11 protein-coding genes and 1 pseudogene are annotated in these 11,817 nt (G+C 53.1%); 4 read left to right on the top strand and 8 right to left on the bottom strand.

Translation table 11 applies throughout. From position 1 onward, the window contains the following. Nucleotides 1–23 precede the first annotated feature (23 nt). Nucleotides 24–542 (top strand): NUDIX hydrolase, encoded by a 519-nt coding sequence (locus HF685_RS15730; RefSeq protein WP_246218665.1) that lies wholly within the window; start codon nt 24–26, stop codon nt 540–542. A gap of 11 nt (nt 543–553) precedes the next feature. On the opposite strand, the gene HF685_RS15725 is transcribed toward HF685_RS15730, so the two are convergent. Together HF685_RS15725 and HF685_RS15720 are read right to left on the bottom strand one after the other, a co-directional pair. Continuing rightward, nucleotides 554–832, bottom strand: coding sequence for an ETC complex I subunit (locus HF685_RS15725; protein ID WP_168820938.1), 279 nt, complete (start codon nt 830–832; stop codon nt 554–556). A gap of 27 nt (nt 833–859) precedes the next feature. Beyond that, entirely contained in the window at nt 860–1,873 is a 1,014-nt protein-coding gene (locus HF685_RS15720) for a polyprenyl synthetase family protein (RefSeq protein WP_168820936.1), read from the bottom strand. A gap of 103 nt (nt 1,874–1,976) precedes the next feature. On the opposite strand from HF685_RS15720, the pseudogene HF685_RS15715 reads away from it, so the two are divergent. After that, nucleotides 1,977–2,260, top strand: a pseudogene (locus HF685_RS15715) (chorismate mutase). Here the strand turns inward: HF685_RS15715 and HF685_RS15710 are convergent. The 6 genes from HF685_RS15710 to HF685_RS15685 form a co-directional block, all read right to left on the bottom strand. Then, nucleotides 2,241–3,398: an FAD-dependent oxidoreductase gene (locus tag HF685_RS15710; protein WP_246218845.1), complete on the bottom strand. Its 1,158-nt coding sequence runs from the start codon at nt 3,396–3,398 to the stop codon at nt 2,241–2,243. The pseudogene HF685_RS15715 and the gene HF685_RS15710 overlap by 20 nt on opposite strands. 103 nt (nt 3,399–3,501) lie before the next feature. After that, nucleotides 3,502–4,821, bottom strand: a complete 1,320-nt coding sequence (locus HF685_RS15705) for a sensor histidine kinase (protein ID WP_168820932.1) — start codon at nt 4,819–4,821, stop codon at nt 3,502–3,504. Between the two features lie 95 nt (nt 4,822–4,916). Further along, nucleotides 4,917–5,582 carry a response regulator transcription factor gene (locus tag HF685_RS15700; RefSeq protein ID WP_168820930.1) on the bottom strand — a complete coding sequence of 222 codons (666 nt, stop codon included), beginning with the start codon at nt 5,580–5,582 and terminating at the stop codon, nt 4,917–4,919. A 109-nt stretch (nt 5,583–5,691) separates the two neighbouring features. Beyond that, entirely contained in the window at nt 5,692–5,994 is a 303-nt protein-coding gene (locus HF685_RS15695) for a PepSY domain-containing protein (protein WP_168820928.1), read from the bottom strand. 69 nt (nt 5,995–6,063) lie between these two features. Next, entirely contained in the window at nt 6,064–6,786 is a 723-nt protein-coding gene (locus HF685_RS15690) for an SIMPL domain-containing protein (RefSeq protein WP_168820926.1), read from the bottom strand. A gap of 27 nt (nt 6,787–6,813) precedes the next feature. Beyond that, on the bottom strand, nt 6,814–7,665 hold the full coding sequence (locus HF685_RS15685) for a D-amino-acid transaminase (RefSeq protein WP_168820924.1): 852 nt from the start codon (nt 7,663–7,665) through the stop codon (nt 6,814–6,816). Nucleotides 7,666–7,791: 126 nt separating this feature from the next. On the opposite strand from HF685_RS15685, the gene HF685_RS15680 reads away from it, so the two are divergent. Continuing rightward, complete coding sequence (locus HF685_RS15680; protein WP_168820922.1) at nt 7,792–9,627, top strand: ABC-F family ATP-binding cassette domain-containing protein; 1,836 nt, start codon at nt 7,792–7,794, stop codon at nt 9,625–9,627. 295 nt (nt 9,628–9,922) lie between these two features. After that, nucleotides 9,923–11,800 (top strand): CshA/CshB family fibrillar adhesin-related protein, encoded by a 1,878-nt coding sequence (locus HF685_RS15675; RefSeq protein ID WP_168820920.1) that lies wholly within the window; start codon nt 9,923–9,925, stop codon nt 11,798–11,800. Nucleotides 11,801–11,817 lie beyond the last annotated feature (17 nt).

Here is an 11,817-nt window from a genome sequence, read left to right as displayed (position 1 = left end):
CGCTCCACAAGAACGGAACATCTATGACCGACAAAATAGAAGTCATGTGGGAAGGTCGTTTCATTACCGCGAAACGCGAAGGCAAATGGGAATATGTGTCCCGCAGCCGAGGCATCCGCGCTGCGGTTATTCTCGCTATCGACGACGATCACGTGCTGCTGGTCGAGCAATTCCGCGTTCCGTTAGGCAAAAACTGCATCGAGCTTCCTGCTGGCCTTGTCGGCGATCATGATGATGTCGCTGGCGAGGATGCTTCCATAGCTGCAATCCGCGAGTTGGAAGAAGAAACCGGTTATCACGCCGAAGTCATGGAAGACTGCGGAGAATTTTATTCTTCGCCCGGCATGGTTTCAGAGAGTTTTTCCCTGTTCAAGGCGGGCAAACTCGCAAAAGTGAGCGAAGGCGGCGGTGTAGAGGGCGAGAATATCACCGTTCACCGTGTCGCATTGAATCGGCTGGATGAATTTATCGCAGAGAAACGTCGGGAAGGTGCCGGAATTGACGTAAAGCTGTTGTTACTGCTTGGCCCCTACAATATTTGAGGTAGAAGAACCTACTTGAAGTTATCAGCATAGGCCTGAAGTTTGAGCGTTTTATGCGGCGTGGAAACAAACGCATAGTCGATGCCATATTTATCTGCATAGGCCTTGGCAGCCTCGGCATTCGGGAACTGCAACTGCACCTGGCGCTGGGTATCTCCAGACCCTGCCCAGCCGGTCAAAGGATCAGCTTTGCGCGCTTCCGATGGCTCAAATTCCAAAACCCATTTATCCGTCAGCGCCCTGCCGGATTGCATCGCATTCATCGGATTTTGATATATTCGCGCAGCCATTTGCCAGTTCCTTCGATATAATTTGCGCTAATAAGCGCGGGAGATAGCAAATTCAACTGCTTCAGTCATCGCCGCCCGAGCGTTTCCAGCCGGAAAAGCGCCCAGAGCATCGATCGCCCGCTGGCCGTAATGTCGAGCACGGGACATAGTGTCGTCAATCGCTCCGGTTTGTTTAAGCAATTCGGTTGCATGGAACAAATCGTCGTTCGATGATTTATGACCGATAATCGCATCTTTCCAGAATTTCCGATCCTCTTCGGTCCCGCGCGCATAGGCCAGAATAACGGGCAAAGTGACTTTACCCTCACGAAAATCATCGCCGGCATCCTTGCCCATTGTTTCGCTATCGGACGAATAATCAATCGCATCATCCACCAGTTGAAAAGCGATACCCAGATTACGGCCATAGCTATCAAGCGCTAGTTCTACTTCCTCGTCGCGCTCGGCAACGACAGCCGAAATCCGGCTCGCGGCGGCAAACAACGCTGCTGTTTTTGCACCGATAATATCGAGATAACGATCTTCGCTGGTGTCAATTTTGCGCTGGGCTGTAAGCTGGTTTACCTCACCCTCGGCGATAACGGCCGAGGCGTGGGAAAGGATTTTCAAGACTTTCAAGGATCCGTCTTCGACCATGAGCTCGAACGACCGGCTGAATAGAAAATCGCCCACCAGCACCGTTGCAGGATTTCCGAATATCAAATTCGCAGCGGTCTTGCCGCGCCGCAAATCGGATCCATCAACCACATCATCATGCAGCAAGGTAGCGGTGTGGATAAATTCCACAGCGGCAGCCAGTTTGAAATGGCGATAACCGCTATAGTCGATCAATTTTGCCGCAGCCAAAGTCAGCATGGGCCGCAGGCGTTTGCCGCCGCCAGCGATCAGATGGCCTGCCAGTTCCGGTATCAACGGTATTTCCGACTGCATCCGGTCCAGAATCACGCTGTTGACCTGATTCATATCACTAACGACAAGCGCCATTAGCGGTTCCAGCGAAGGGGCTGAATCTCGCCCCAGATGATGTACAGTCGCAGACATGTTGCGCCCGATGTGGCAAGGGATTAGGGATAAGGCAAGTGAAATCAAAACCGTATCAGTTGCGCTTTGCGAAACTTGCGGCAAAGCGACAAGGCGAGCCGACATGGACGAAAAACTGGAACAATATCGCGAAAGTATCAACAATATCGACGCGGCTTTGGTGTTCATGCTCGCAGAGCGTTTCAAGATCACACAGGCGGTTGGCGAATATAAAGCTGAAAATAGCCTTCCCCCGCCGATCCGAACCGTGAGAAAGAACAAATCGCCCGGCTGCGTCAGCTCGCCAGTGATGCCAATCTTGATCCCGAGTTTTCGGAAAAATTCCTACGGTTCATTATCGATGAAGTGATCCGCCATCATGAGCAAATCAGGGGCGGGGTGGAATAGATTTCAAACGATTGGCCCGATTGCCAATAGTTATACCCAAATGTCCTGATACCGTTCGGGCAATAAGGCTACGAATAATGGGAAGTCTCGCGAAATGGTGGATTGCGAGATCTCGGATGAGAGGCAACAAGCTGCTGTTTGACTGATATAATGGCGTAAATAATCTACTCAACATTTGATAAAGCCCGATGTGAAACGAACGCGACCGTTTGTATCGCTTGGCAACATTCTCCAGCGTTGACTCAACGTCTAATGCTTCCGCCAATGCTGCCGCATCGATCAGCGCCATGTTTGCACCCTGGCCCAACTGCGGACTAGTGCAATGCCAGCTATCGCCGACATGGAATACACGCCGATGGCTACTAGCCCGCCCGGTGCGGTGCACATAAACCGCCATGGTCAACTCTTCCATTGACAGTATTTGTGAAACAAAAGGTTCCGCTTCCGGCCACAAATTGCAATATTCCTTACGGAATTTTTCAATGCCCATGTTTCGTATTTGGCGCACCATTTCCGGTCTCTCGGACCAGAATATTGCGACCCCTTGGTTGCCTGTGGCAGGATTAACTCCAACTGGCATAATTCCCGCCATCTTGCTGGCGCGATAATAACGCTGATCTAGGGCGCGTGGTATAATGCTATGGTTTTCAGGCAAATCAACTGTTGTCCAAAATGCTCCGAATTTTAGTTCTGTCTGCGATCCTTGCCTTAGAACACTGTAGGCACCGCTTGCATCGATCAATAGATCAAAAATCAGGTTATGGTCACCATTCGAAAAATGCGGACTTATCCCCCCTTCCGATTCTTCGACGCCCAACATCTCGTGTCCTACCATGATAGGAATGCCGCGTTCTTTTACGGCGTCCATCAGTATGTCAAAAAGACTGGAGCGATGAATGCCCAATGCACAAACTCCGGCACCTGTATTGGCATATTGCATATCCAGTGCGCGGCGATTGCGGGGAACTGAAAGACCATGCAAGCGATCTACCGGTCCTGCCAAAACCTTGGTTTTATTCAACAGACCAAGAGATTCGAGAACATGCTGACCTGATGGCTGAATGAGCAAGCCTGAGCCAACGGGTTTTGGCGTGGAAAACCGTTCAAATAGAGTAACTTCATTCCCCTGCCGAGACAAAAACAACGCCGAAGCAAGCCCGCCCGGCCCGCAACCGATTACCGCAACTTTCTGACTTTTAAGAGGCAATCTTTACCCAATCATTCCACGATAATAAATCTAGTCACGCAGAGAAAACCTCCGATTTCGGTAACGACAGCCGCACGAGCAGCCCGCCCAAATCCTCGCTCTCTTCCAGCGAAACAGTGCCTTCGTAAATTTCTGCAACGTCGCGAACGATTGCCAGCCCAAGGCCGGTGCCGGGTTTGCCGGTATCCAGTCGCGCACCGCGATCAAATATCCGCTGACGTTCTTCCTCGGGGATGCCCATGCCATCATCCTCAATCAGCAATTCGACAAATTTATCGCCAGATTCTACGGTAACAAATACACTGCCGCCGCCATATTTTGCAGCATTCTCGACCAGATTGCCGATCATCTCGTCCAGATCCTGTCGCTCGACCGAAACCACAGCATCCGCATCCCCGTCAATATCTATGCGGACGTGTTTGTAAAGCCGGCCAACTGCGCGTTCGACCGCTTGCAGGCTGGGCCAAACCTTCGCCCGGCTATGCGCGTGGCCACGGCGGCCCACTGCCCTTGCCCGTGCCAGATGATGATCAACCTGCCGCCGCATAACACCAGATTCACGGATCACCGTATCAGCTAGATCATCAGCTTTTGCGGTTGCGCTGTTCATGATGACAGTCAGCGGAGTTTTTAGAGCATGCGCCAGATTACCGGCATGGCGGCGAGCTTCCTCCGCCTGTTTCTCGTTGTGGTCGAGAAGCTGGTTGAGTTCATCGACCATAGGAGTGACCTCAATCGGCATCGGCTCGCTGACCCTTTTCTGCTGGCCGGTGCGCATCTCGGCGATGGCTTTGCGAATTTTACGTAGCGGCCAGAGACCGTAGAGGGTTTGCAAGGCAGCCATCGCGATCAATCCCAGTGCCAGCAGCAAGAAACTGTTGATCAATATCGAACGAATTTCAGAGGTCTGTGCATCCAAACCATCGCGGCTTTGCGCTACCTGAAATAGCCATTTCGTTGAAGAATCGGGTAAAATTATTGTCCGCTCCAATATCCGCAACTTCTCTTCGGGAAACTGCTCGCTATCGTAGATATGGGTTTCCGGATCGTCGTGCATATTGCCCGATTTCAGGGTACGGTCCCACAGCGAACGGGACGGGAAATCGTCGTGGTCCTTGCCGCTAATCTGCCAATAAAGCCCGCTGTTGGGTTCGAGAAACCGTTGGTCGCCAAGCGGACGATTAAGAAACACCTCGCCATCTGGACCAATTTCCGCTGATGCGATCATCGCGGTCAACACATATTCTAGCTGGTTATCAAAATTGCGGGTGACAGCATCGACCAGCACCCGGTCCAGCGCAAAACCGCCGCCGAGCAACAATACTGCAATCCAGGCCGCCGCAATGCCGATCATCCGGCGGCTCAATGAACCGGTTGTCTGGGTACCTAAACGAGATTTCTGTGGAGATGGCGTAACATCGTCCGGTAAGTCTATTTTGCTATTTTCATTCAGCTGTCGGGATCCTCAAGACTATATCCTAGCCCCCGGATAGTGGAGATGACTTCTGCACCCAGCTTTTTGCGGATGCGAGTTACAAAAACCTCGATCGTATTGGAATCACGATCAAAATCCTGATCGTAAATATGCTCAATCAGTTCGGTTCGCGACACCACCTTGCCTTTGTGATGCATAAGATAGGATAGTAGCTTATACTCTTGGGCTGTCAGCTTCACCGGGCTGCCATCGAGCGTTACCTTGCCCGAACGCGTGTCCAGACGAACATCGCCTGCGGTCAGCTCGGATGAGGCATTGCCAGAAGCGCGACGGATAAGCGCACGCAACCGGGCGATCAGCTCTTCGGTCTGGAATGGTTTTGCGAGATAATCATCGGCACCAGCATCGAGCCCGGCAACTTTGTCAGACCAGCTATCACGCGCGGTCAACACCAACACTGGAAAATTCCGTTCTTCCTTGCGCCAGCGATCAAGCACAGTCAGTCCGTCAATCTCGGGAAGGCCCAGATCAAGGATCACGGCATCATAATCTTCGGTCGAACCCATGAAGTGGCCATCTTCGCCATCGGTCGAAAGATCGATAGCATAGCCATTGGCCTCCAACGTCGCTTTGAGCTGCTGGCCCAATGTCGGTTCATCTTCAACGATCAAAACGCGCATACGTTAACTCCGGAAAACCTGATTTCTAATGCCAATGGTATATCAGCATCATGAAAACGCACAATGATTAAAGGGAATGCATCCCGAAAGATGCGAAGGAAATAGACGATCAGCGTTGATTGATAATTGCGCCCGTACGGCCATCAACATCCACAAAAACAACACGGCCATCACGAATGAACTTCAATCGGTAGACTTGCGCTGTAGAATCGAATTCAGGACCAAGATACTGGCTGCCGGCCATTTTCGGCAGAATATTATTCTCTATCGAGCGTATCGACTTGATCTTGCCGGACATCATCAATGCTCGCGCATCATTCTGCTCGTTGCGCCGTTCCGCCTCAGCGCTTGGCACCGGCAGAATTGCAATCACAAGAGCCACGAGCGGCAGAAAGGTAATTTGTTTCAACATCTACATTGGCTCTAGCTATGTGCCTTTTAACATCAGGTGAATGGATAGTTCAGTCCGCAGCTCACTTGTTTAACGAACCATTTCATAGGTGATGCTGAGGTTAATCGTTGTGCCGACCTGACCGACCGAAATGGGCAAATCCTGCACAGCATCGGCTACCATGCCCCTCATCTGCGGCATTGGTCCTTGCGACACATTGCTTAGCCCCTCGGAAATTGACAGCACGCGTACACCGGCATAGCCCTCCGCATTTGCATAGCTTAACGCCTGCATTCGCGCATTGGCAAGCGCCCGTTCCCGGGCAAGCTTCTTGAGCTCGCTATCATCGTCGACAGAAAAATATGGGCCGTTCAGGTTAGTCGCACCGCCCTGGCTGACCAATGCATCAAGGATCATTCCCAATTTTTCGATATCCCGCACCGTTGCGCTAACCTGATTGGAAACACGATAGCCAACAAATCGATTCTGCTCGCTCGCCCGGTCATACTGGTAGTCTGCATTCAAGCTGATGCCCGTCGTCTGAATGTCTTTGTCCTCGATTCCCAATGATTTGAGCTTGTCGATGACTGTTTTGGCCATGCGGCTATTGTCACGCAGAGCCTGCGTCGCGGTTGGCGCTTTGGTTTCAACACCGGTGCTGAACGATGCGGTATCAGGGGCGCTGTTTACCTGCTCTGATACACTCAACTCAATCACCGGGTTTTGCGCCACAATTTGCACGTCTGCGGCGTGTAATGACGCAACAGGTGCCGCTGCCAATGCGGCGGCCAGAAAGAGTTTTCGATAAATCATAATGTTAACTTCCGTTTTTCAGATGCGCTAACTAGCAGCGGTTCTCTGAACCTCAGATATATAAGACCGCCGTAACTGTTCGGTTATCCCGCCGGGCTTTCCGTCGCCGATCATATGACCATCAATTGAGACAACTGGCATGATGAGCAAGGTCGAAGAAGAAACAAAAGCCTCCGCCGCGTCATAAGCTTCCGCAACCGAGAAGGCGCGCTCCTGTATGGACAGCCCCTGCGCCCCAGCTCGCTCAAACAGTTCAATCCGCGTGACACCCGGTAGCACGCGGTGGTCCAGTTGATGGGAAATCAGAACGCCGTCCTTGGTGATGATATGCGCGTTTTGCGATGTACCTTCCGTCACCATTGCGTCTCGCGTCATCCATGCGTCATCGGCACCGGCATCCCGTGCCTCCATTTTCATCAGCGACGCATAGAGAAGCTGCGTTGTTTTTATATCGCAACGACCCCATCGCATGTCCGGCCGAGTGACTATTCTCATACCCCGCTCGGCCATTGGATTATCAATCAACGCTCGTTCCTGAGTGAAAGCAAATACCGTTGATTTGATATCCGCTGATGGCCAACGATAATCGCGCTCGGGCACTGCGCCGCGTGATATCTGGAGATAAACCAAGCCTTCATCCAGCGCATTCCGCGAGACCAACCCGAGGCAAATCGCGCTCCAGCCCTCATCGGCATTGATCGACAGTTCTCCCAGTGAGCGCATCAGACGCTGCTCATGTCGTTCCATATCGATCAGGCAACCGCCAATCACGGAGATGACTTCGTAAACAGCATCCGAAAACAGCAAGCCGCGATCGAATACGGAGACCTTGGCATCATTCTCAGTTACATAATTACCATTGAGATAAATCAATCGCACCTGCAGACCCTTTTTCCAAAACAAGATATCAAAGGCATAACTTACCCTCCGTCAAATGCTTTTTATCCGACGTCTTATGTCACTCCGGGCTTGAGCCCTAGGCCGGTTCGCCCTAACGCGCTGGATATGTCACAACCACCGATCCTCGCTTATGAAAACCTTTCGCTTCATCAGGGAGAGGGCTGGCTGTTCAAGGACCTTGATCTGCATATCGGCCCACGTGACCGCCTGGCGTTGATTGGCCGCAATGGAGCAGGCAAAACAACATTGCTGAAACTGATTGCAAACCAGATCGAGGCCGACAAGGGCCAGCGGATGATCCAGCCGGGCACCAACATCGTCTATCTCGAGCAGGAACCGGACTTCACACCCTATAAAACGCTGCTCGAATTTGCGATCTCCGGTAGCGATAGGCCGGCTGAACATGATGTGGAAGCGATTGCCGATCAGCTGGGTACCGACCTTTCCATTCTCGCCGCTAAAGCCAGCGGCGGCGAAAAACGGCGGGCGGCGATCTGCCGGGCGCTCGCTTCCGAGCCGGATCTGCTGTTGCTCGATGAACCCACCAATCACCTCGACCTTGGCGCGATCGAATGGCTGGAACAATGGCTCTCCCGCTATAAAGGCGCGTTCATCACGATCTCGCACGACCGGACTTTTCTCACGCGATTGACCAGACAAACCATCTGGCTCGACCGCGGCGGGTTGCGGCGACAAGAGGTTGGTTTTGGCGGCTATGATGCATGGATGGAAAAAATCTATGCCGATGAAGCAAAAGACGCCAACCGGATCGATGCCAAATTGAAACTCGAAGCGCGCTGGCTCGAGCGCGGCGTTACGGCGCGACGCAAGCGCAATCAGGGGCGGTTGACAAAGCTGTGGGAAATGCGCGCCGCGCGGGCGGCAATGATTGGTCCGGCTGGTACGGCAAACCTGAAAGCCCAAAGCGATGACAGCCGCACCAAATCGGTCATCACAGCCGAACATATCGCCAAATCATTCGGACAAGGGGAAGAGAATCGCACCATCATTCGCGATTTCTCCCTGCGTATCCAGCGCGGCGACCGCATCGGTATCGTCGGAGCCAACGGCGCGGGCAAAACGACGCTGCTCAAAATGCTGACCGGTGAACTGGAACCGGACAGTGGAACGGTCACCCTCGCCAAAACCCTCAACGGCGTGTTTATCGACCAACAGCGCAGTCTGCTCTCACCGGAAAAAACCGTTCGCGATGTGCTGGCTGACGGCAGCGACTGGGTCGAAGTGCGCGGGGTGAAAAAGCATATTCAGGGCTATCTCAAGGAGTTCCTGTTTGCGCCGGGTCTTATCGATGCCAAAGTCGGAACATTTTCCGGTGGCGAACAATCGCGGCTGTTGCTGGCGCGCGAATTTGCGCGGATGTCCAATTTGCTGGTGCTTGACGAGCCGACCAATGACCTTGATCTCGAAACACTTGATCTGCTGCAGGAAGTCATCGGGGATTATGAGGGCACCGTCCTTCTGGTCAGCCATGATCGCGACTTCCTTGATCGAACGGTCACGGTCACTCTCGGGCTGGATGGCAGCGGCACTGTGGATATTATCGCGGGTGGTTATGCTGAGTGGGAAGAGAAGCGGAAAGCAGAAAAAGGGGAAAGCCGGAACGACCGGAAAACAGCCAAATCGAGCGGAAATAATACCGCCGGACAGCCAGCACCACGCTCTGCCACACCGGCTAAAAAACTGAGTTATAAAGACCAGCGCGATTATGATCTGCTTCCCGCCCGCATCGCAAAAATCGAACAGCGTATCGCCGAAATAGAAACCGCGTTGTCGGATACCAATCTCTATACCAATGACCATGCAAAGTTTACAATGTTAACACAGGAAAACACGGCGCTCATTGAAGAAAAAGACACCGCCGAAATGCGCTGGCTGGAGCTTGCCGAGGAAGTCGAGGCCTTGGAAGCGGCGAAGAATTAGAATTGTGCCATCCCGAGCAAAGTAAATGTGAAGTTTACAATGGTTACAGTGTCCGAAGGCACAAAATCGAGGGTTTCAGAGCAAGCTTGCTGGACCGTGGGCGGTCAAAACAGATATGCAAATTGTCAAAGAGCCGATGCTGCTTTTAGATCAGCCGAGGCATTGTAGCAAAGCAGTACTGCAACACTCAGCAACGATAGCCAACAGGGTCGCACTCCCGGTTTTTCCCTAACCACCCCTTAACTATATTTCGCTACAGAAAACCGATGGAACTGTGGGGATATAATAATTGCGCTTGAGCGTTAAATCATTGGCCATGCTGTTGCGGTTTCTGGCGCTTTGCATCAGCGCCTGTTTTGCCGTGCCTGCCGCCGCTCAGTCCTGCTCTCCGGCGGGGGCACAAGGCGCGGCACCGGCGAGTTGGCAGAGCTATTGCTGGATCGACTTTACCAGCTATAATGACACAACTGCGCGGTCAGCTTCAGGGCAAAATTTCTCCTTCCCGCTGGCCGACGGCTCGATCCTGAAATTCAACCTGAAAACCACCACCACATCGGCAAGCGGCGCAATCGCGACGACCGCACCTAGCTGGAGCGGCGCGGCGGTTGGCAATACTTCTTTTCTCAATATTCCGGGCAGACCGATCCTCTATAATGTCAATAATGGCGCAACCGTGACCTTCGCGATAACCGGTATCACAGTCACGCCGCCGCCCGGCGTTGCCTCGATTACCGATTATGCGTTCGTGATTGCCGATGCCGAATCGACCGACAATGCCGAATATCTCGATTACACCACCAATGGTCAACCGTGGGTATTGCTCGATACCGTCGCCCCGATCAGCGGCACCCGTTATCCGGTTTTAACCGGTGTCGGCACCACCAATATGCGATCTGCGGGCGGCGGGCAGCCGAGCCATATCGGCGCGCATATTGTCGGGACCAACAAGCCCACGGCTGTAACGGCGGTGATGAAATCTGGCGGGCTCGAGGGCATCATGTTCGCCGTCCGCTTTGCCTCAATCAAACTGAACAAAGTGATACAGGGCGCACGCATCAATGCCGCCGACCAGTTTAAATTCGATATCAAATCGACATCTTCGGGACAGGTCCTGGCAACCGGAACCACCACGGGTACCGGCAACGGGCCGTTTACTGCCGCCGTGATCGCGACCGCATCAGGCATTCCTGTTACGCTGACCGAGGCGATGGCGTCCGGCAGCAGCAGCGCCTTATCCCGCTATCGCGGTTCGCTCACCTGCACCAATGCTACAGCCGGATCACCGACCACCATGCCAACCAATGTCATTACCAGCAGCTACAATTTCGGCGCGCTAGCTTTTGGCGATGTTGTCGCATGTGTCTTTACAAACGCTGCCTATCCGCATGTCACCCTGTCCAAGGCACTGGCGGCAAGTGGGCGGATATTCAACACAGATCAATTCACCGTTCGGGTAAAGGAGGGTGCCACCACTGTAATCGCCAGCCAGACCACCACCGGAACCGGAGCAACTATAACCAATGGCTCGACCGGTCCGGTACAACTGACCAGCGGCACCAGCTACCGCCTCGACGAGATTGCCGCAGGGTCGACCACCTTGTCACGATATACGCCTGCGCTCAGCTGCACCAACGCCAATACTGGTTCGAGCAGCAGTCTGCCGACGACGCTGGATACGGGATTTTCGCTCGCGGTTGGCGATGTTGTATCCTGCGTCATCACCAACACCCGCGACGGCGCAAATGCATTCATCAAGATCGCCAAGACATCCCAGGTGATTTCGGACGGTTTAAACGCCAGCAATCCCAAGGCCATTCCCGGTGCCATTGTCCGATATAATATCACTGTTACCAATGAGGGCGATGCGCCAGTCGATGCTGATAGCATCTTTATTTATGATGTGCTTCCGGCAAACATGACTTATTCAGTCGCGCCTTTTGCGACTTTTACCGATGGACCTACACCGAGTGGTCTGACCAGCCCGCAGCTGCCCGCTAGCCGTGTCCGCTTTTCAAGCCAGCCGGGTGGAGGCACGCCGTTTACCTATACCCCGACAGGCACGTTTGATTCTACCGTCACCGGTATCAGGTTCCGCCCCACAGGGACAATGTCGGCCTCCAATGGTGTCAACCATCCCAGTTTTACTGTCAGTTTCCAGATGCGCGCAAATTGATCTGCAAATTTACAGGC

It is taken from the genome of Parasphingorhabdus halotolerans, from assembly GCF_012516475.1.
GTDB classification, from domain to species: domain Bacteria; phylum Pseudomonadota; class Alphaproteobacteria; order Sphingomonadales; family Sphingomonadaceae; genus Parasphingorhabdus; species Parasphingorhabdus halotolerans.
Note: the sequence above shows the minus strand (reverse complement) of the source record. Positions and strands in the feature narration are given on the sequence as shown.

Coding starts and splice junctions, on each gene's coding strand:
- HF685_RS15730 (WP_246218665.1), top strand. CDS start 24: ATGACCGACAAAATAGAAGTCATGTGGGAAGGTCGTTTCATTACCGCG.
- HF685_RS15725 (WP_168820938.1), bottom strand. CDS start 832: ATGGCTGCGCGAATATATCAAAATCCGATGAATGCGATGCAATCCGGC.
- HF685_RS15720 (WP_168820936.1), bottom strand. CDS start 1,873: ATGTCTGCGACTGTACATCATCTGGGGCGAGATTCAGCCCCTTCGCTG.
- HF685_RS15705 (WP_168820932.1), bottom strand. CDS start 4,821: ATGATCGGCATTGCGGCGGCCTGGATTGCAGTATTGTTGCTCGGCGGC.
- HF685_RS15700 (WP_168820930.1), bottom strand. CDS start 5,582: ATGCGCGTTTTGATCGTTGAAGATGAACCGACATTGGGCCAGCAGCTC.
- HF685_RS15695 (WP_168820928.1), bottom strand. CDS start 5,994: ATGTTGAAACAAATTACCTTTCTGCCGCTCGTGGCTCTTGTGATTGCA.
- HF685_RS15690 (WP_168820926.1), bottom strand. CDS start 6,786: ATGATTTATCGAAAACTCTTTCTGGCCGCCGCATTGGCAGCGGCACCT.
- HF685_RS15680 (WP_168820922.1), top strand. CDS start 7,792: ATGTCACAACCACCGATCCTCGCTTATGAAAACCTTTCGCTTCATCAG.